Genomic DNA, 20,155 nt, shown 5'->3' on the forward strand with positions numbered 1-20,155 from the left:
TGGTATGAACGTTAATTTTCATGTTAACAAAAATAAAAGGCATCGGATTGATGCCTTTTATTTTTTATAAATGATGAAAAATAATGCGATTAAAATGAGCTAGCTTGCCCACTTTATTTAAATATCCCCCCATTCCAGTCCAAACCGTTGCAAATACTTTCTCAATCGATCGCTGTCATTGACTTTTGCCCTTTCTGTTCGGGAGACATTGAACAATGCACGGCCGGCAGCGGCCATGCTGGGATGTTTGCGGCATTCGTCGATAACGTGTTGCAGTTGTAGTTTGTCGAATAAATCCAATGTGTCCCAATCGATTTTATCGGGGTAGTCTTGTGCTTTTTCAGACGGCCTGTTATGTAGGAGGCCGTCTGAAAAGGGTTCTTCCGACCATAACCATTTGAGGCGTTCGATTTCGGCTTGGACTTGTTCTACTTGTATCCTGCCTTGCGGCGCGAGTGTGGCCAGGCGCATGATGCTGGCGGCGAGGTCGCGGAAGTTGCCGCGCCACGGTGCTTGGTTGGAGTGGGCAAAGTCGAGGTAGGCGGCCAGGGCTTCTTTGTTGAAGCGGGTGGTTCGGCCGAGTTCTTGCGAGGCTAGGGCGAGCTGGTGTTCGACGTTGGGCTCGATGTCTTCGCGACGGTTGGCGAGTGCAGGTAGTGGGTAATTCCAGATGTTGATGCGGGCGAACAGGTCTTCGCGGAAGCGTCCGGCGCGGATTTCGTGGCGCAGGTCGCGGTTGGTGCCGGCGATGAGTTGGAAGTCGCTTTTGACTTCGCTGTCGCTGCCGACGGGATAAAAGTGTTTTTCTTCAATGGCTTTGAGCAACATGGCTTGCTCGTCTAAGCCCAATTCTCCGATTTCATCTAAAAACAATACGCCGCCGTCGGCAGTTTTCAAATAGCCTTCACGTTTTTCTGCGGCGCCTGTAAAGGCGCCTTTTTTGTGGCCGAACAGGGCAGATGCTGCGCCGTCGCCGCGAAGGGTGGCGCAGTTTACATCCACAAATGTGCCTTTAATCAAATGGCGCGCTTTTTTCAATTCAAAAATCCTGCGTGCCAGCATGGATTTGCCTGCGCCTGTCGGGCCGGAAAGCAGAATGGGGGAAGGGGAGTTGAGCGCGACTTGTTCGATTTCGGCAATCATGCGGTTGAAGGCGGCGTTTTGGGTGGAAATGCCGCTTTTCAGGTAGCGCACTGCGTCATCGCGTACGGCGGCAAGGCGTTCGGCCAGTACGTCGTAACGAGCCAAGTCCAAATCTATGATTTCATAACTGCCGACATTGCCGTCCTCCATACTGCGTCTTTGGTTTTTGGGTGGAGCGGTTTGTAACAGTACGCCGGGGATTTGACGCGATTCCACCAATAAAAACAGACAGATTTGGGCAACGTGCGTACCCGTGGTGATGTGGGTGAGGTAGGTTTCTTCTTCTGTATCAAATGGATAGCTTGCTGCCCAATCGTGCAGCTTGGTATAAACCTCGGAGAAGTCCCACGGGTTTGCCAGTTCCATAGGCACGAGATTAACGACTGTGTGGGGTGACACCTGCTGAATATCGGCTTTTACATGATCCGCCAGTTCGCGGTATTTCTCCGCATAAAACAGCTCCATACGGTCGAGATGAAAATCTTGACGCTGATTCATGGCGACGTTTGGCCGCCATTTCAACCAACGGCCCTGACCGAAACCGCTGTCCAATACCGTACCGAGAAAGCTGACGGCGACTTGTTTTTTGTTACTCATCTTTTATTCCGTTTATTCCGTTCGAGTCTCAGACAGCCTTGTATTCAAGCTGCCTTCTTCATGTTTGAGATAGCCTGAAAAACTCTTTTTACTCAGGCGGTATCACTAACATAGGAATAACAAGCGTCCATTTTTCCAGCTTTTTCGTACCGATTTTTTCTGGGATACGTTGGCGAAATGATTCTCCTACTTCGTCTAAATAACGTACTCTGAAAGTGTTGGCATAGGCGGTAGTTTTTGTCGGCAACGGTGGTAATTTAACGGTACGGGCAACTTCAATATCATCAGAAAGGAAAATATATCTGCCATCCTCCGTCCGTTTCATTTCCAGTGGATCGTCTTTTTTCAGCTTCGCAGCAGTAAACAGGCGTTGTCTCACAGTTTCGACATTGTTGTGACAAACGATGAAGTCGATATCCAAATCACTTTTGCTGTCGGTTTTTCCCTCGGCTGCCGTGTTTCGATAAGCCGCCAAACGTCTGTATTCGGTATTCAAATCAGGTAATTCGGTAAAGATTTGAGCCACTCTTTCAATATCATCAGGTAGCTTTGCCATCCAAGGATGCTCTGGAGTAGTTTGCAATAGGGTCAATGTTTCTATGGCACGAGTCATAGCAACGTAATAAAGCCTCTGTTCTGCTTCGTCAGCTCCCTGCCAACCTCCGTCTAAAATGAAGACGTGCTTAAACTCCAATCCTTTGACTGCATGTGCCGTGCCTAGAAATATACCTTCCGAACGGGTTTCATGTTCATCACCTACATACTCGTAGAGCCAGCTTTTCAGAAAGGAGGACGAATATCGGTTAACAGTGCCACTACTGTTTTCACACGACCCGTTGTCTTCTATGGGCGACACTTTGATTTCTGCCTCACGACTATCTGCAAGGTTATCTGACTTTTCAGGTAGCTTCTCATCTTGCAGTGGATATTCGTTTAAGAAATCAGTTTGTAATTGCCTAAACCAAACGCACCAATTACCCCCACTTTTTTTCACTTGTTCACTAATAAGTTTTGCAAAAGCTTGTGATGTAAGGCCTTCGGTTTGTTTTTCCACGCCATCAATCAGGCGGACAAACTCACGGGTGTGGCGCAATTTGATTTTGCTGCTTTTGTCGGCACTCAAAAAATAAGGTATGCCGTTTTGTTCACACCATGCCTGCAGAGGTTTGAGACTAGCATTATGACGGGATAAAACTGCAATCTCATTCCATGTGACTGCGCCCAAGGTTTTCAGACGACCTATTTCAGTGATAACAGCTTGTCCCTGGATGTTGCTATTGCTACCGAACGGCAGGCTGATGTGGCGCACACGCCCCTGCCGTATGCTGTCTGTTGCAGCCCATACGCCACCGTTGGGCTGTGTTTGACGTTCAGGGTTGATAACAATCGGATGTAGTGTTTTCAGACGACCTGTCAGACCGTTTATCACGCTGTTGGCAGCGCTGATGATGTGCTGCGTACTGCGGTAGTTGTAGGTCAAATAGTCAGGTTGGGCAACGTCGTAGTCTTTTTGGAAACGGTGGATGTACTCGTTGCTGGTGCCGTTGAAGGCGTAGATGTTTTGGTCATCGTCGCCGACCGCCAGAATGGTCAGCTTGTCTTCTTCAGCCCGCTTCCTACCCGCAAGCGCAGAAACAAGCCGGTAGTGTTCTTCACTGATGTCTTGGTATTCATCTACCAGAATATAGCGGAAGCCTGCCATGATACGTTCGCGTGTTTCATCGTTACCATCATCGTTTTCAAGGTCGTCTGAAAGCATAGCGGCAGCCTGCCTGCACCATTCTTTAAACTGACTTTTGCCGTATTCTCGGTTGTTGCCGTCAAAGCGCACACCCAAAAGCCGCATTGCCATACCGTCATAAGTCATAACCGTAACGGCAGCAGCAAGAGGGCCGACCAGTCCGAACAGGCGGCGCTTGACCTCCTGCGCCGCCAAACGGTTGAAAGTCAATACAATGATGGCGGATGCGGGAACATGTTGCACCCGTAAAAGGTAGGCAACACGGTGTACAATAACTCGCGTTTTTCCTGAACCCGGTCCGGCAAGAATAAGACGGTTGCTGCCGCTTTGGTCGGTAACAACGGCTTTCTGCATCTCATTCAGCCCGTCTGTAATTTCACGCAGGGTTTGTGGCGATGCAGGTTCGTCCAATTCTTTCAGACGACCTTTAAACCATTTATTCTTAAAATTCTTTTCTTCCAAGCCAAAGTAATCACGCACCAAATTCAACCCTTCAGTAAGATTTTTCAGTGCGCGAAGGGCATATTCCTGCATCACATGGATTTGAAAGCGTTTTTCGCCGTAAAAAATGGAAAGCGGTTTATAGTCCTCCGCAAGATACTGGCGTTTAGCTGAGAGTGCTTTTGGATTGGGTGTAATAGTCATGGCATGTCTCAGAATGGTCATACCGTGATTGAGTTTGATAATGCCTTGTTTGTGCATAAACAGCAGTGTCTGCCTGAGCAGAAGCTCGCGACGGTCAGCCGGGATTTGTACCGATAATACCAAATCGTCGGCAAGCTGCTGCACCAATTCACCCATACGGGTTTCAACCATTACGTCTTTTTGACGTACTCCATTGGTTTTTGCCATCAGGAATGGTAAAAGGCACAGACCGATATTACGGCGAAGTTCGGCATTGTTTTGTAGGTTTTCCCAACTGTCGCTTTTGGGATTCTTGAAACGTACTTTCAAAAGGTTGTTGCCAACATCACGGATTTGGAAACTTCCACTGCTGTTTGTTCGCTCTGCTGCTTTATCATCGGCAAGCGACTGCATCAGAAGTTTGATTTCAGCAGGATTGGTTTCTAAACCTACCTCATGCATTTGGTGGCAGACAGCGCTCAATGAGAGGTTTTGCCAAATACCTTGATCTGCTTCTGGAATTTCGTTTTTTAAAATCTGCCAGAGTTTTTCCTCACAGGCGATAACTTGTGCCAGACGTTTGTCGGCAGGCTTTATGTTATCGGTACGCAAAATGATGGTCATATGCGTATCGTTGGTAAGGATACCCAATTCTTCCAGCTTTTTTAGATGACCTCGCAATTCGGTGAAACTACATGCTGTTGCCTGCACCAAATCATCGGTACTCAAAGGCGCGTCCTCTGGCGCTTTAAACACAATTTCGGCAATGGTTTGGTAAATTTCCGAGATACGCTTGCTGAACTTGTTTTTTTCAATAATCGCCAGCGCCTCATCTAGATTCAGACGACCTGAACGTGCGGGGAAAATACGGGTTTGATTTTCCTTACGCTCTAATAAGTCTGCACGTTCCAACCATGCCAATACGGTTTTGACTTTGGTATCTGCCTGTCTATCATCGCTGTCAAAACTCATGTGCTCCTCGGTGTCGCGCAAAATTTCGCCACCTGTTGCCACGATTTCACCGCAATGGTCTTTGCCGTATGCCGCCTGATTCAGCCAACCAACTTTCTTCCACACTGATTTCAAATCGCGCAATTCGATTTGCGACATTTTGCTGATGGAAAATTGTGTATCCACGTCTTTGCCGTCATACAGCAACACGCATTTTGCCTCTGCCTGATCACGCCCTGCTCTGCCCGCTTCCTGCAAATAATTTTCCAGCGAACCGGTGATTTCAGCGTGAATAACCAAGCGTACGTCAGGTTTATCCACGCCCATACCAAAGGCGTTGGTGGCGACAATAACGCGCAAATTACCGCCAATAAACTGGTTTTGAATATCGGCTTTTTCGTTGTTCCCCAAACCTGCGTGGAAATGCTCACATGCCCAGCCTTGTTCTTTCAGATAAGCCGAATAGGTTTCCGCACTTTTCCGCCGTCCGACAAATACCACGGCTCCACCGCTTTGATGATCAAGTTCACGATGCAACAGTTCGTTGATTTTTTGCTTTTTAAGGTCATCTGAAATTTCCAGCACATCGTAAAACAGATTGTCGCGCTCGTTGTCACCAATAAATTGGCGGAACTCAATACCAGCCTCCTCACGGAAATGGTTAGTGATGTCGGCGAGGACATCGGGTTTGGCAGTAGCAGTAAAACAACTTACTGGGGCCATCGTACCGTTGTTTTTGCTGTGTTCAGCGATAAATTTAACTGCGTATAGATAATCGGGACGGAAATCATGGCCCCATTTAGACAGACAATGTGCCTCATCGAATACCCAGCCATTGATTTGGCGCTGTGAAATAGCAGTAATGAAACTTCTGTTGCGGAATTGCTCAGGCGCGACAAACAAGATGCCAATATCGCCCAACGCTATTTTGTCTAAAATTTGGGCGCGCTCAACCACCTCAACCAAGCCGTTAAGCATAGCAGCGCAGGTAGCTCCTTTTTTCTCTAAACCGTCCAACTGATCTTTCATCAGCGATTGCAAAGGTGAAACAACTATTGTCAAGCCTCCGTTGCGGTAGTAGCGGTTGAGTGCTGGCAACTGATAACACAAGGATTTGCCGCCGCCCGTGGGCAGCACCGCCAGCGTATGCAACCCCTTCATACCTGATTGAACCACAGCACGTTGTCCACCATCAAATCCTTTTACATCGCGAAAAGTCGGTAGTTTGAAATAACGCTGTAACTGCGCCTCAGGATTGAGCGTATCCTGACAATAACGGCATTCCGTACTACCGCAATCATGGTCGCGCAATTCGGCAATCAGCCGAGCCGTATCGGGAAACTGGTGCCTCACCCACGGAGCTAACACAGAATTACCACCAGAGACATTTAACCAAGATAAGGCATAGCCGAGGGAAGGATATATGGCAGGATTACGGATGTCTGTTTTCATTAACTCCAAAAAACGTGTGCGGCAGACTTTCAGACGACCTTGATCATTGTTGTCCTGCATCATCAACCAAATAGTGTCGATCAGTTTCTTGACATCTGGCGATGTATCACGCTCGGGAATCATAATGTCTTCTGAAAGCCGATACGGCAGGGGTATATCAGACAGGGCTGTCCACAGCGCAAACTCCTCGGGCTTTTCGGCTTTGATTTTTCCGAACGCAGTGCATTGGTCTTGAAAAAGCTGCCAGCAAGCGTGACAGTCGGCGAGTGGGGAATTAATTTCAGAAGAGATGATTTTATGGTTTTTGATTAGTCGGTGATACGGATTTTGCGGAAATGCCAAAGGCGAGAGCCACAGCGTATCGATAACAGGCACTTTAAGCCATGCGGCTTCGGGTACTACGGCCTTCAAATATTTCAAATCGTGCCCGAGGATGTTGTGCCCCATCAGCCACTTTAATCCACTGGTCAGATGAGCCATTTCACACAAGGCGGTATGAAACCCCTTTTCTCCACGAAAAGCTTTTTCAAAAAACAAACCTGAGTCGGGGCGGAATGCACCGATTTTGAACGGCTTGTCGGTTTTTGGATCGACTTCCAAATCAATGATAAGAACGGCGGGGATTTGTTCTTTTGTAGCGGTATTCATTTTTAGACGACCTCTAAACAAATTAAACAATTCTTTCCAGGACAAACACGCCGTAATCATCGCCCAACGGCAGCTCGAAATCCGTATGCAGGATTTGGCGTTTTACTTGTACAGTTTCGTCAGTTTTCGGATTAAAGCCTTCTTTTAAGGACGTCTGAAAATACACACCGAAGCCACGTTTCTGCCATGCGGGCAATTCGTTAAAATTGATATTGTGTTCAAACAGCAAATCATGTTTCTGCGCGCGTGTCAGGCTGCTGACGGCATCTGTAGCGCGGGACGCGCTTTCTCCTTTCTTGCGCAGCATCCAATAGCAGTGGGCGTTGAGCGCGTTGCGGTATGAGTCTTCGTGCCGCCAACGGAAATAATCGACCACCAGTTTTTCGTTCGGCAAAACGCAAACTCTGGCATCAAAAGCGGCGGTCTGCCCGTGCGCCACGGAAAAGGCGGCGCTGGCTTCACCAGCCAATACCGAAATGATTTTGCGCGTTTTGCGTTTGAACGTATCGTCGTCTCGACGCAGCAATAGTGAAATTTCATCGCTTTCCGAATAGCCGTACGCCACATTGAAGCCGCATTTCATCAAATGACGGACGGTGTGCGCCATCAAATCGCGGAAACGAATGTCGAACGGGGCTTCAAACTGCCAAATTTCCTTGGTTAGTCGTGTAAAACCGCGCCCGTCTAAGCGTACAACAATAAAATTTTCCTGTGGTACGCAAAAATCATAAGCGGTTTCGTATTGTCGCAAGCGTTTGTCCAAATCATCGAATCTCATCATATATCCTTGTATATTTTATTTTCTATATAACTATCTATAAATATATTTTTTTAGTATTCTACGCTTCTTGCTGATAAAAGCTACTTTAAAATATATTTCCTTTATATTCAATTAATTAAAAATTATTTTTATAAAAATTTTATTCTTGGCACGCTGTTGGCTTTGTTGTGAATGTAACGATACAGCAGATGCTTCGGGAAATACAGTTACCGGAGAAAAATTTTCCGTAAATTTAGTTGCTGTGTGGTTACAGGGCGAATGCCAACAAGACTACATTTGGATTAACAGGTTCGAATCCTGTCTCGTCTGATAGACGTTGAACGTCTTGTTTATTTAGTCGCCCACCCTTTTCCAATATGGCAGGCAAATGCCTGGGGAAACTACAACATGGATATCCTTATGTCGCAGGTTCGAGTCCTGTCTCTGTTGTTCCAAATAGCAGAGTAGCTCAGTTGGTAGAGCCAAGGCATGTTTCCCTTAAAAACTTGTTGCGTGCCATATTACTTTTACGGCAGCAGGCTGATGCTTGAAGAGAGTACATTAACCTTTCACGTTAAAACCGTTTCTCTTCATGTTTATCTGCTACGCTGCCCTCATTCGAGGCCGTCTGAAATATTCGGACGAGCTGATATAAAAACCGTTTTCGGTGCAAACGGCAAATGCCGGAGGAATTACAGCCTGCTAAGCGCGAGGTCGCGGGTTCGAATCCCGTCTCTGCCGCCAACTATGGCAGAGTAGCTCAGAGGATAGAGCGCGTAAAAATTTCTTCACTCTTCGTTGCCAGATGTGCCACCCCTTATGGGCGAATGCCATTAGGATTACATTCCTTGCTTGCTACAAACCCGAATGATCCTAATTAAACTAGCCGCCCTACGGCAGTAGGCGGATGCCCGGAAGAGAATACATTAGCTTTCAGTTAAAAACGCTTCTCTTCATCTTTAGCCGCCACACTGCCACCCATTCAAGGCCGTCTGAAAAACAAGGCTAAAACAAGTTCAGACGGCCTCAAACCAACAATATGAAAGAAAATGAAAATGGCTAATACTACCTTGTTTCAATCGATTAAAAACCGTTTTACTAAAACCGATACCCATAATGAAGCCGGCGGCATCGCCTACACGCTGACACCCAAACAACAGCTGGCCCAGCTTGCCGCTACCGGTTGTCTGAACAATACCTACTATGCCGACGCCCAAAGTCAGCTTGACCAAGTGTTGAAATTGGCGGAAAACCTGGATGCCGAGTTCATCGCCAAAACTGCCGTATATGCCCGTCAAAAAGGTTTTATGAAAGATATGCCTGCGCTGTTGCTTGCCGTGTTGGCGCAAAAAGATGTGAACATGCTCACCCGCGTATTCGATCAAGTGGCGGACAACGGTAAAATGTTGCGTAACTTCGCACAAATTATCCGCAGCGGCGCAGTCGGCAGAAAATCCTTCGGCAACCGTCCGAAAAAACTGATGCAGACTTGGCTTTTGACCGCCACCGAAAAACAACTGTTGAACGCCGCCATCGGCAATTCGCCGTCGCTGGCGGACGTGGTCAAAATGGTGCACCCCAAACCGCGAGAGGCATGGCGTGCCGCATGGTTTGCATGGCTGATCGGCAAACCTTACGACCGCGAAGCATTGCCGCCCATTACCCGCGCTTTTGAAGACTACAAACAAAGCCGAGAAGGCGAATTGCCCAACGTTCCTTTCCAAATGCTTACAGCTTTAGACTTGAACAGCGGCGACTGGGCGCAAATTGCCTGTAACGGTTCATGGCAGCAGGTTCGTCAAAACCTGAACACTTTCCTGCGCCACGAAGTGTTTGCTAAAAGCAAAAACATCAAAATGGTGGCAGAAAAACTGCGTGACGAAACCGCCATTGCCCGCGCCCGTGTTCTACCTTATCAGTTGCTGACTGCCTATCAGGCAACATCTAATCAAATGCCGTTTGAAATCTGCGAAGCGCTGCAAGACGCGATGGAAACCGCCGTACAAAATGTACCGGTCATACAAGGCAAAGTCGTGGTTTGTCCGGACGTTTCCGGCTCTATGCACAGCTCGGTTACAGGCTATCGCGGCAGTGCAATCAGCAAAACCCGCTGCATCGACATTGCCGCGCTCGTGTCCGCCGCCATGTTGCGTACGAATCCGCAAGCTCGCGTGATACCGTTTGAACAAATCACGGTAAACGTGAAGCTCAACCCACGCGACAGCATCATGACCAACGCCGAAAAACTCGCCAATATCGGCGGAGGCGGAACGGCATGCAGCGCACCGCTTGCCATGTTGAACCGTGAAAAAGCCGAAGTGGATTTGGTTGTCATTGTGTCAGACAACGAAAGTTGGGCAGATGACAGCCAACGATGGGGGGCAACAACCAGCCTGATGAAAGAGTGGAATATTCTGAAGAGACGTTGTCCGGAAGCCAAACTCGTTTGTCTGGATATCCAGCCTTACACTACGGCTCAAGCACGAAACCGTCAGGATATTTTGAACATCGGCGGCTTCTCCGACCAAGTATTCTCCCTGATTGGTTCCTTTGCCGAACGAGGTATGGGTACAGATTTCTGGGTAGAAGAGATTGAGAAAACGCCGTTAGCAGCTGTGAACTAAAGCTAAGGCCGTCTGAAAAAAGGGTAGAAATATTTTTCAGACGGCCTATTTATTCAGGGTAAGCTGAGAAAAAGAATAAGGAAACAAAATGCAAAAATTCATCTTAATCCGCGGTCATCAAGGTTCGGGAAAATCGACTTTTGCCGAACAAAAAGCCGTGGAATTTAAAGCACAGTATCCAGATGCGGAAGTGGTTCGTATTGAAAACGATTTGTTCATTACCGATGAATACGGTGAATATCGTTGGTCGGGCGAAGCAGTGGATAAGGCGCAAAAACGCGGCAATGCTTTGATGACTGAAACTTTGAGACTTGGACGCCAAAATCCGAATCGAAATATTTTGATCATTAATTCCAATACCAACCAAAAAACTTCGCGTTGCCGTCATTTATTGGATCAGGCGGAGAAAAGCGGTTTTGAAACAGAGATCTACCGATTGCACAATTTCTATCCCAACCTGCACGGCGTAAAAGAGCATGATGTGTTGGCGGCGTATATCAAGTTGAACCAAAACCGTGTGGCAAACGAAATCCATATCGAGGCCGTGCAACCGGCAAATGCGGAGCAGTTAGAAAAAATCGAACAGATGCAGGCTATTGAGCATAAGCCGCTGGTGTTTGATGAGGCGCAGCAAACCTTTGTGACCGATCACTATCTGCAACACGGCAGCCGTAACTTTACAGCCAAAGCATCCAAGCGTTATCCCGAATTGCGCGTGTTGAAATACGCCCGCAGCGTGTTCTATAACAACCGCTTTGATGATGCTTTGCTGGAAATGCGCGGTTTGATTATCGACGCGCATAATCGAATCATCGTGCGCCCGTTTAAAAAAGTGTTCAATTATTCGGAACGTATCGCCAAAGGCAGCCGTTACCCGATCCGCGTCGGCGACGAGCGATTGGTGGATGCAGTGGTAAAAGTGAACGGCTTCCTCGGCTGCTGCACTTTCGTCTCGCTTTCAGACGACCACCCGTCCAAAGGCGCGGCGTTTGACGGCAAAGTGCTATATTCGACTACCGGTTCACTTGATAGCGCGTTTGCCAATATGACCGCCGCACACTGCGCGCAATACGAAACCTTGTTCCGCGCATATCCGAACCATACTTTTTTGTTTGAAATCACAGATGCGAAAGATGTACACATCATCCGCGAAGAATTGGGCGAAACCTTAATCGGCTGCATTGACGTGGCGACCGGCCGTCAATTTTCTGAATCGGAATTGGACGAAATCGGCAAACAATACGGAGTGCGCCGTCCTGAAACGCTGAAAAACATCACGTTTGGCGAGCTGAAAGGCCGTCTGAAAAACGTGGAACACGAAGGCTTTATGGTATTTGATGCCCTAAACGGCGAAATGCTGTTCAAACTCAAATCGCCGTATTACCTGATTTCCAAGTTTTTAGGACGAAGCAACGAAGGCAATATTGGCCGCAAACTTGATAAACGCCACCTTGATGAAGAATTTTACCCTTTGATTGACTATATCCACGAGCATCAGGAAACATTCAATGCCATGTCGGAATTGGATAAAATCGCGTTTATTCAAGCGTTTTTGAGACAGTTGTAAGGCCGTCTGAAAATATATGTAGCAATGCGTATTTATTTTCCGCGCTCGTATGCTTCAATTTCGCCGACTTTAGGTGCATAGCCGCTGCTTGTGTCGTGGCGCAAATCCAACCAAATATCCACCAACGCCCAAGCGGCCGGCGCGGCAATCACGTTTTGCCCCATACATAAAACTTGCGCGTTATAGTTTTCCACCGAGCCGCGGACAGTAAGCAAATCATGTGCTGTCGCCGCTCGTATGCCGCGCACTTTATTGGTGGCAATTGCCGTGCCCACGCCGGTGCCGCAAATCAATAGCGCACGGTCGGCGCGTCCTGCCGCAACTTCTTCGGCTGCGGCAAACGAGAGTTGCGGATAGCTTCCTTCTGGCGAGGATAAATCGACCAAGCTGCTGACGCGCGTGTCGTTTTGCAGATGCGCTTTGAGCGCGTCTTTCAATATTGCGCCGTTGGCCGGCGCGGCAATAACCAAACGCATAAAAACTCCTTGAAGCACACAATAAACATTACTCAGCATACGCCCGCGCGTGATACGATTCAAGCCTGCAACGCAGAGAACACGGCATGAGCAAAACCTACTTCACATCCGACCTACATTTCTCACATAAAAACATTGCCAAATTCTGCCCGCAATTTCGACCGTTCGATAACGTGGAGCAGATGGATGAATTTTTAATCCGGACATGGAATGAAACCGTTACGCCTGAAGATACGGTGTACAACTTGGGCGATTTTTCCTTTGCCCAAGACCATAAGCAGATAGAGCGCGTTTTGTCGCGGTTGAACGGGCAACATCACTTGATTTACGGCAATCATGATCATGTGATTCGGCAGCATGCCGATTTGTTCCGCAGCCAAACCAAGCATGACGGCCATCCGCTGCTGTCGTCCATACGGTCGTATTTGAAACTCAAATTGCCGGAAATTAAGAATACGCTGGTTCTTTTTCACTATCCGATTCAGGAGTGGGACGGCTGCTATCAGGGTTGGTATCACTTATACGGCCATTTGCATGACAGGGTGGCGGAAATCAAAGGGCGTGCTTTAAATGTTGGATTCGATTTGCACGGCCGCTTTTTGACGGCGCAAGACGTCGATAAGTTTTTGTGTGATTTGCCTAAAATTTCGTATTTTGGCGAAGTAGGCTTGAAGGCCAACTCGCCGGAAGAAGCGGCTGAGCTGGTGTCTCGGAAACTGGTGCAGTTAAATCAGGTATAATTTCAGACGGCCTTTGCGGATTTCCGGCAAAGGCCGTCTGAATATCAATTTCCCATTTTTGAGTGATACATGGAAAACCTTTTGGCTTACTTACTACAAAAAATCAGCCTCCCCAACCAAACCGGCAAGGACAAGTCATGAGCGGTAAGCCTCTGAAGTATCCCGTTTCCGCTTTGGTTGTTTTGTATGATAAAGACGGCAATATCCTGCTGATTGAACGTACGGCGCCGCAAGGTTTTTGGCAGTCGGTTACCGGCAGCATGGAAGAGGGCGAGTGTATCGAAGAAACCGCATGGCGCGAAGTGTGGGAGGAAACCGGTATCCGCCTGGCAGACGGCCAGCTGGAAAACTGGCATGACAGCACCGTTTATGAAATCTATCATCACTGGCGCCATCGCTATCCCAAAGGCGTTTTTGAAAACCGCGAACACATCTTCTCCGCCCAAATTCCGCGCGATACGCCTATCGTCCTACAACCGGACGAACATGTTGCCTACGGTTGGTTTGGCGCAGAAGAAGCGGCGGAAAAAGTGTTTTCCCCTTCCAATAAACGCGCAATTTTAGAATTGGTCAAAAGGCTGAATGCCAAAAAGGCCGTCTGAATACGACAGTTTCACATTTTCAGACGGCCTTGGGTTTGCTATACTTTCGCCGTTTGACTCTCTTTAAAATCAAAGGAAACCATCATGGCAGACTTCAACAAAATCCTGACCCCGGGCGACGTGGACGGCGGCATCATCAACGTTGTCAACGAAATCCCTGCGGGCAGCAACCACAAAATCGAGTGGAACCGCAAACTGGCCGCCTTCCAACTCGACCGCGTTGAACCGGCAATTTTCGCCAAACCGACCAACTACGGCTTCATTCCGCAAACTTTGGACGAAGACGGCGACGAATTGGACGTATTGCTGGTGACCGAGCAGCCTTTGGCAACCGGTATTTTCCTGGAAGCACGCGTTATCGGCGTGATGAAATTCGTTGATGACGGCGAAGTAGACGACAAAATCGTCTGCGTTCCAGCCGACGACCGCAACAATGGCAACGCCTACAAAACTTTGGCCGATTTACCGCAACAACTGATCAAACAAATCGAGTTCCACTTCAACCACTACAAAGACCTGAAAAAAGCAGGTACCACCAAAGTTGAGTCTTGGGGCGATGTAGAAGAAGCGAAACAAGTCATCAAAGAATCTATCGAACGTTGGAACAAACAAGCCTAATCGGTTTGTCCCGTCCAATATCAAGGCCGTCTGAAAGCAAAGTTCAGACGGCCTTTTTATGTTTCTAATCAATATAACAAAATCGTCTTTAAAACAAACAAACCATTCTTTCTCATTTTCAGACGGCCTCATTAAAGTAACGCCTATACCAAAAATAAGGAGTGCTTCAATGACTGCTACCACAACCGATCCACGAGCCAAGCTGCCTGAGACGCCTTTGTCCGGCAACGAAGCCTTAAAAGAGCGCAGCGATTATCTGCACGGTACGATTAAGGAAGAGTTGAAAGACGACTTTACCGGCGGCTTTACTGCCGACAACTTTCAGCTTATCCGCTTCCACGGTATGTACGAACAGGACAACCGCGATATCCGTGCCGAGCGTACCGAACAAAAACTTGAGCCTTTAAAAAACATGATGTTGCGTTGCCGTTTGCCCGGCGGCATCATTACGCCGAAGCAGTGGCTGGGTATCGACAAATTTGCCGGTGAAAATACGATTTACGGCTCTATCCGCCTGACCAACCGTCAAACCTTCCAATACCACGGCATTTTGAAAACCGATTTAAAACAGGCACATCAGTCATTGCACAAACTAGGTCTCGATTCCATTGCCACAGCCAGCGATGTCAACCGCAATGTGTTGTGTACCAGCAATCCAGTGCAAAGCACTTTGCACCAAGAAGCCTATGAATGGGCGGCGCGCATCAGTATGCACCTTCTGCCGCGTACCATGGCATATGCCGATGTTTGGCTGGACGGCGAAAAAGTGTTCTCGACCGAGCCGACCGAGCCGCGCAATAAAGAAATTGCCGACGACGTAGAGCCGATTTTGGGTAGAACCTATTTGCCGCGCAAATTCAAAACCGCCGTCGTGATTCCGCCCGATAATGATGTGGACATTCATTCCAATGACTTGGGTTTCGTGGCGATTGCAGAAAATGGCAAGTTGGTGGGCTTCAATGTATTGGTCGGCGGCGGTTTATCCAGCGAACACGGTAATACCAAAACCTATCCGAACACTTCTTACGAATTTGGTTTCGTACCGCTCGAATACACCCTCAACGCCGCCGAAGCCGTCGTCAGCACCCAGCGCGACTGGGGCAACCGCAGCGACCGCAAAGCCGCCCGTACACGCTATACGCTGCAACGCGTGGGCGTGGATGTGTTCAAAGAAGAAGTCGAAAGGCGCATGGGCATTAAGTTTGAGCCCATCCGCCCTTACGAATTCACGCATCGCGGCGACCATATCGGCTGGGTACAAGGGCATGAAGGCAACTGGCATTTGACTTTGTTTATTGAAAACGGCCGTCTGCTCGATTATCCCGGCAGACCGTTGAAAACAGGTATACGCGAAATTGCTAAAATCCATCCCGGCGACTTCCGTCTGACAGCAAACCAAAATCTGGTGGTTGCCAATGTACCGCCCGAATTGAAAGACACAGTTGATAAAATCGCCAAAGATCATGGCCTTATCAGCAAATCGATTACCATCCAGCGTGAGAACTCGATGGCCTGCGTTGCCTTGCCGACTTGCCCGCTGGCAATGGCAGAGGCCGAGCGTTTCCTGCCGACATTCTCCGATAGAATCGACGAAATGTTCGCCAAATATGGCTTGGAAGACGAATACATCGTTTTGCGCGTAACCGGTTGTCCCAACGGTTGCGGCCGCGCCATGCTGGCGGAAATCGGTTTGGTCGGTAAAGCAGTCGGCCGCTACAACCTCTACGCAGGCGGCAACCGTGAAGGCACACGCATTCCTCGTCTGTTTAAAGAAAACATTACCGAACCTGAAATCCTTGAAATTGTCGAAGGCTGGGTAGCAGATTGGTCTCGAAACCGACTCGATGATGAAGGCTTCGGCGATTTTGCCGTCCGCACCGGTATTGTCAAACCCGTATTGGATGCACCTCACGATTTCTGGGCATAACGCATACAGACAGACCCACAAGTCTGCAATAAGAAAATAGAGAAGGGCTAAAGGCCGTCTGAAAATCTGATTTTCAGACGGCCTTTTATATTGTGCGAGTTTATATCAAAGATGGGGTATAAACTGAATCAGCGACGACGGCCAAAGCCCCGCCCCATGCTTGGGCGGCGGTAGTTGGAAGGCTGACGTGCGGTTTCGCGGTAACGCTGTTGCTGTTGAGCGTTTTGTTGTTGGGCACGCAGGGTGCGCGTATTCAGCTGTTGGCTGGTGCGTCCGTTTGGACGTGCGGTTTGATAATAGTTGGCACGGGCTTGACGGGCAATCGGGCTGTTTTGATTGCGTGCCTGTGTGAATTTGTTGGCCAATGCGTTGCCGATAAATGCACCGGCTGCCGCACCCACCAAGCTTTGCAGCAGCCAGCTGCCGGTGGATTGGTCGTAGATGTATTGTTGGCCGTCTGTACCGGTTACCGGTTGGCCGTTGTTGCCGTTGGCTTGTGCCTCGGCAGGAATGGTGTCTTTCACGGCTTCAGGCGTGAGCTGGTAAACCGTATTGTCTTCTTGTTGGCCGTTTTGTTGTGCCAACTGTTGTTGCAATGCTTCGATTTGTTTTTGCTGCTGCTCAAGCTGCGCTTGGGTATTGTCTTTGCAGGCAGCGAGGGCAAAAGTGGAAAGGGCGGCTAAGGCAATCAGTTTTTTCATTGTTTTTCCTGAGAGAGGTTTGTCTTTGCCGAGATTTCGGCGGAGTGTGTTTGCCTAATATTAAACCATTTCCCTGTTTTTCAAGTGGTTTTACAAAATAATATTGGAAAGTTGCGCTGCAAATGCACGGCTGTTGGCAGCCAGATTGCCCAGTGCAGGCATTTCGTGTTCGGTTTCGATAATCAGCAGGTTGGCAGGGCGGCGTGTGTGCAGGGACATTTGCATTTCAGCGGGAGAGAAGGGCACGTGATGGCGTTTGGCGAAAGCTTCGGCGCGTTTGTTGGCGGTCTTGAGCATGGGCAGCAGGGTAATATCCAAATGGAAACGGCGTACGCCCAAAACCAAAATACGCGCTGCGAAGAAATCCGCTTCATCAGTAAAAAGGCTGGGGCTGCTTTGATTGAAGTCGTGGCGCTCTGCGGCAATCAAAGTCGCGATGGTGCGCACTTGCGGAATCAGGGCTTCGCTGATGAGGCTGTCAGGCGAATCAGGCAAAGTGTGCATGTTGAGCATGCTGTGGTGGCTGTTGCTGTCAACGACCATGCGGCAGGTATGTAACATTTGGGTTTGGCTGTGGATTTTAGTTGAGGCAGTCATGGCTGTATTCCTTATTTCTTAAAAATGGGTGGATTTAAGCGGCCATGGTGGGTATAAAAAAAGCCGCTCAAATGAGGCGGCTCTAATTTGCGTATTTTCAATTTGTTCTGTTTCAGACAAGCGCAAAAAAGTACCGCACGTTTGTGTGGTACCAATAGAAGAAAGTAGCAGAGCGTTGCGCGGTTTGCATGATGAAAATACGTCTTTAATGTATAAAAGAATGAGACGTAGTTTAAAACAAGAATGCCAGTAATTTCAATATCCAATCGACAAAACCCACCAATAAATCTACAAGTTGTTGTAATCCTTCCAATTTATTTTCTTTCGAGTGAGTCAAATTTGCACAATTATAATGCAAAACCGGGTGAATTGATAACAATCCGAGCAGGCTCTTTAAAAAGGCCGTCTGAAAACTGAATTTCAGACGGCCTTTATTTTTGTTTATCCAATCAATAAACGTCGCGTTGGTAGCGTTTGTCTTCGCGCAGTTCGTTGAGATAGTCTTCGGCTTCGTCGCGGCTGAGTTTGCCTTGGGTTTCGATGACTTCGATCAGGGCGTTTTCGACATCGCGCGCCATGCGTGCGGCGTCGCCGCAGACGTAGATGTGTGCGCCTTGTTGCAGCCAGTTCCAAACTTCGGCGGCGCATTCGGCGATTTTGTGTTGGACGTAGACTTTGTGTTCGCCTTGGCGGCTCCATGCGAGGTCGGCGCGGGTGAGGAGGCCGTCTTTACGCCATTCGCTCCATTCGAGTTGGTAGAGGAAGTCGTCGGCCAGGCGTTGGTTGCCGAAGAAGAGCCAGTTTTTGCCGCTGTCGCCATTGGCGGCGCGTTGTTGCATAAAGGAGCGGAAGGGGGCGACACCTGTGCCTGCACCGATCATGATGATGGGGGTGTCGCCGTTTTGAGGCAGGCGGAAGTTGGGGTTGGGTTCGACAAAGACGCGGATTTCGCTGCCTTCTTCGAGACGTTCGCCCAAGTAGCCGGATGCTGCGCCGGTGTAGGTGTGGTCGTGGTGGTCGAAACGGACCACGCCTACGGTAAGGTGGACTTCTTCGCCGACTTCGTCTTGTGCGGAGGCGATGGAGTAAAGGCGCGGAGTTTGTGGGCGGAAGAGTTGGAACAGGGTTTGCGCGTCTATTGAGTGCGAATGGGCGGCAAATACACCGACGGGCGGTGTGGAGGCGAGGTAGGCGTCCAGTTGGGCTTTATCTGCGGCTATGGTTTTGAGTTTTTCGTTGTTTGTTAATTCGGCGTATTGTTGGACGAAGGCGGGTGTATTTTGGGTAATGTCTGCGGATTCGGTCAGTGCTGTGCGGATGTCGGTTTTGCGGCCGTCTGAAAGTTGGACGGTTTCGTTGCCGTTCAGTTGGTTGAGGTTGAGGATTTCTTGAACGAGGTCGCTGGCATTAAGCGGCCATACGCCGAGCGCGTCGCCTGCCTGATAATGCAGACCTGAGCCGCTGAGGTCGATTTCGATGTGTTCGACGTCTTTTTCCGCGTCGCGCGAGGTGATTTTTTGGCGCACGGATAGGGTGGCTGTGTAGGGGTTTTCTTTGGTGTACACGGTGCCGTTGCTTGGTGCTGCTGAGCTGTTTGGTGCGGCGGTTGTACTAGGGGCTGTTGCTTGGGCGGTTAATTCGGCTACTTTGGGTACGACGGCAGCAATCCATGCGTCGGCAGCGGCTTGAAACTCTAAGTCGCAAATGCCCAAATCGTTCAGACGGCCTGCACCCAGTTCGGCAAATTTGGCATCAAAGTCTTTGCCTGCTTGGCAGAAGTTGGGATAGGAGGAGTCGCCAAGGCCCAAGACGGCAAAAGTCAGTTTGCTGAGATCGGGTTTCTTTTTGCCGTAGATGAATTTGTACAGGGGCAGGGCTTCTTCGGGCGGTTCGCCTTCGCCTTGGGTGGAGGTAACCAAAAGTACGATGTCTTCGTCGGGCAGGGTTTTGCTTTTGAAATCGCCTGCGCTGCTGAGGCGGGCTTCTACGCCGGCGACTTGAAGTTTGGCGTGTAAGGATTCGGCAACGCTGCGGGCATTGCCGGTTTGTGAGGCGGAGAGGACTAATACGCGGCGGCTGACTGTCGAAGTGGCTGTTTGCAGGGCAGATGGTTCGGCTGCTGCTCCGGATACGCCTTGGCTTTGCGCCCAGCAATAGCCGGAGAGCCAGGCAAGTTGGGTAGGGGATAGTGTGGAGAGTTGGGCGGAGAATTCGGGTGGAAGCGGATTGGCTTGGCTCATTTGGATTCCTTTGTTGGACGGCTATAACCGATTGTTTGAATAATGGACAATCGCCACTTTAAACAGGCCGTCTGAAAAAAGGAAAGAATGCTTGGTTTTAATTTAAGATGATTTTGTTATATTCGGGAAGGTATTAGGCCGTCTGAA

13 protein-coding genes are annotated in these 20,155 nt (G+C 49.0%); 6 read left to right on the plus strand and 7 right to left on the minus strand.

The genetic code is table 11. The annotated features are described in order from the left end of the window. Positions 1–117: 117 nt before the first annotated feature. The 3 genes from rtcR to ACTHR7_RS01675 form a co-directional block, all read right to left on the minus strand. The gene (rtcR, locus tag ACTHR7_RS01665; RefSeq protein WP_107867209.1) at positions 118–1,740 is read right to left on the minus strand and encodes an RNA repair transcriptional activator RtcR; all 1,623 of its coding nucleotides are present in this window, start codon (positions 1,738–1,740) and stop codon (positions 118–120) included. Positions 1,741–1,828: 88 nt separating this feature from the next. After that, positions 1,829–7,156, minus strand: coding sequence for a RecQ family ATP-dependent DNA helicase (locus tag ACTHR7_RS01670; protein ID WP_107867210.1), 5,328 nt, complete (start codon positions 7,154–7,156; stop codon positions 1,829–1,831). A 22-nt stretch (positions 7,157–7,178) separates the two neighbouring features. Beyond that, on the minus strand, positions 7,179–7,934 hold the full coding sequence (locus ACTHR7_RS01675; RefSeq protein WP_107867211.1) for a tRNA(His) guanylyltransferase Thg1 family protein: 756 nt from the start codon (positions 7,932–7,934) through the stop codon (positions 7,179–7,181). A gap of 1,031 nt (positions 7,935–8,965) precedes the next feature. Between ACTHR7_RS01675 and ACTHR7_RS01680 the strand changes: the two genes are divergently transcribed. After that, positions 8,966–10,540, plus strand: a complete 1,575-nt coding sequence (locus ACTHR7_RS01680; RefSeq protein ID WP_440370214.1) for a vWA domain-containing protein — start codon at positions 8,966–8,968, stop codon at positions 10,538–10,540. 88 nt (positions 10,541–10,628) lie between these two features. Then, positions 10,629–12,107 (plus strand): RNA ligase, encoded by a 1,479-nt coding sequence (locus ACTHR7_RS01685; protein ID WP_440370215.1) that lies wholly within the window; start codon positions 10,629–10,631, stop codon positions 12,105–12,107. Positions 12,108–12,139: 32 nt separating this feature from the next. Here ACTHR7_RS01685 and ACTHR7_RS01690 read toward each other — a convergent pair whose 3' ends face one another. Continuing rightward, positions 12,140–12,583 (minus strand): RpiB/LacA/LacB family sugar-phosphate isomerase, encoded by a 444-nt coding sequence (locus ACTHR7_RS01690; protein WP_293207768.1) that lies wholly within the window; start codon positions 12,581–12,583, stop codon positions 12,140–12,142. A gap of 86 nt (positions 12,584–12,669) precedes the next feature. Here ACTHR7_RS01690 and ACTHR7_RS01695 point away from each other — a divergent pair, with 86 nt between their 5' ends. The 4 genes from ACTHR7_RS01695 (at position 12,670) to cysI (ending at position 16,470) form a co-directional block, all read left to right on the plus strand. Then, positions 12,670–13,323: a metallophosphoesterase gene (locus tag ACTHR7_RS01695; protein ID WP_070645741.1), complete on the plus strand. Its 654-nt coding sequence runs from the start codon at positions 12,670–12,672 to the stop codon at positions 13,321–13,323. A gap of 137 nt (positions 13,324–13,460) precedes the next feature. After that, the gene (gene nudB / locus ACTHR7_RS01700; RefSeq protein ID WP_070645739.1) at positions 13,461–13,925 is read left to right on the plus strand and encodes a dihydroneopterin triphosphate diphosphatase; all 465 of its coding nucleotides are present in this window, start codon (positions 13,461–13,463) and stop codon (positions 13,923–13,925) included. An 84-nt stretch (positions 13,926–14,009) separates the two neighbouring features. Continuing rightward, a complete protein-coding gene (locus ACTHR7_RS01705) occupies positions 14,010–14,543 on the plus strand; it encodes an inorganic diphosphatase (RefSeq protein ID WP_003678634.1) in 534 nt (177 codons plus the stop codon). Between the two features lie 169 nt (positions 14,544–14,712). Then, on the plus strand, positions 14,713–16,470 hold the full coding sequence (cysI, locus tag ACTHR7_RS01710; protein WP_293207779.1) for an assimilatory sulfite reductase (NADPH) hemoprotein subunit: 1,758 nt from the start codon (positions 14,713–14,715) through the stop codon (positions 16,468–16,470). Between the two features lie 128 nt (positions 16,471–16,598). Here the strand turns inward: cysI and ACTHR7_RS01715 are convergent, their stop codons facing one another. The 3 genes from ACTHR7_RS01715 to ACTHR7_RS01725 form a co-directional block, all read right to left on the minus strand. Then, positions 16,599–17,171, minus strand: coding sequence for a membrane protein (locus ACTHR7_RS01715; protein WP_049332431.1), 573 nt, complete (start codon positions 17,169–17,171; stop codon positions 16,599–16,601). Positions 17,172–17,261: 90 nt separating this feature from the next. Beyond that, positions 17,262–17,768: a hypothetical protein gene (locus ACTHR7_RS01720; protein WP_070585586.1), complete on the minus strand. Its 507-nt coding sequence runs from the start codon at positions 17,766–17,768 to the stop codon at positions 17,262–17,264. A 449-nt stretch (positions 17,769–18,217) separates the two neighbouring features. Then, positions 18,218–20,008 carry an assimilatory sulfite reductase (NADPH) flavoprotein subunit gene (locus tag ACTHR7_RS01725; RefSeq protein WP_440370216.1) on the minus strand — a complete coding sequence of 597 codons (1,791 nt, stop codon included), beginning with the start codon at positions 20,006–20,008 and terminating at the stop codon, positions 18,218–18,220. Positions 20,009–20,155 lie beyond the last annotated feature (147 nt).

It is taken from the genome of Neisseria sp. P0007.S010 (assembly GCF_051962875.1).
GTDB classification, from domain to species: domain Bacteria; phylum Pseudomonadota; class Gammaproteobacteria; order Burkholderiales; family Neisseriaceae; genus Neisseria; species Neisseria subflava_A.

Bases quoted from the DNA above. Each gene is read 5' to 3' on its own strand.
- ACTHR7_RS01690 (WP_293207768.1), bottom strand. From the start codon at position 12,583: ATGCGTTTGGTTATTGCCGCGCCGGCCAACGGCGCAATATTGAAAGAC.
- ACTHR7_RS01695 (WP_070645741.1), top strand. From the start codon at position 12,670: ATGAGCAAAACCTACTTCACATCCGACCTACATTTCTCACATAAAAAC.
- ACTHR7_RS01670 (WP_107867210.1), bottom strand. From the start codon at position 7,156: ATGAATACCGCTACAAAAGAACAAATCCCCGCCGTTCTTATCATTGAT.
- rtcR (WP_107867209.1), bottom strand. From the start codon at position 1,740: ATGAGTAACAAAAAACAAGTCGCCGTCAGCTTTCTCGGTACGGTATTG.
- ACTHR7_RS01705 (WP_003678634.1), top strand. From the start codon at position 14,010: ATGGCAGACTTCAACAAAATCCTGACCCCGGGCGACGTGGACGGCGGC.
- ACTHR7_RS01720 (WP_070585586.1), bottom strand. From the start codon at position 17,768: ATGACTGCCTCAACTAAAATCCACAGCCAAACCCAAATGTTACATACC.
- ACTHR7_RS01680 (WP_440370214.1), top strand. From the start codon at position 8,966: ATGAAAATGGCTAATACTACCTTGTTTCAATCGATTAAAAACCGTTTT.
- ACTHR7_RS01715 (WP_049332431.1), bottom strand. From the start codon at position 17,171: ATGAAAAAACTGATTGCCTTAGCCGCCCTTTCCACTTTTGCCCTCGCT.
- cysI (WP_293207779.1), top strand. From the start codon at position 14,713: ATGACTGCTACCACAACCGATCCACGAGCCAAGCTGCCTGAGACGCCT.
- ACTHR7_RS01685 (WP_440370215.1), top strand. From the start codon at position 10,629: ATGCAAAAATTCATCTTAATCCGCGGTCATCAAGGTTCGGGAAAATCG.
- ACTHR7_RS01675 (WP_107867211.1), bottom strand. From the start codon at position 7,934: ATGAGATTCGATGATTTGGACAAACGCTTGCGACAATACGAAACCGCT.
- nudB (WP_070645739.1), top strand. From the start codon at position 13,461: ATGAGCGGTAAGCCTCTGAAGTATCCCGTTTCCGCTTTGGTTGTTTTG.
- ACTHR7_RS01725 (WP_440370216.1), bottom strand. From the start codon at position 20,008: ATGAGCCAAGCCAATCCGCTTCCACCCGAATTCTCCGCCCAACTCTCC.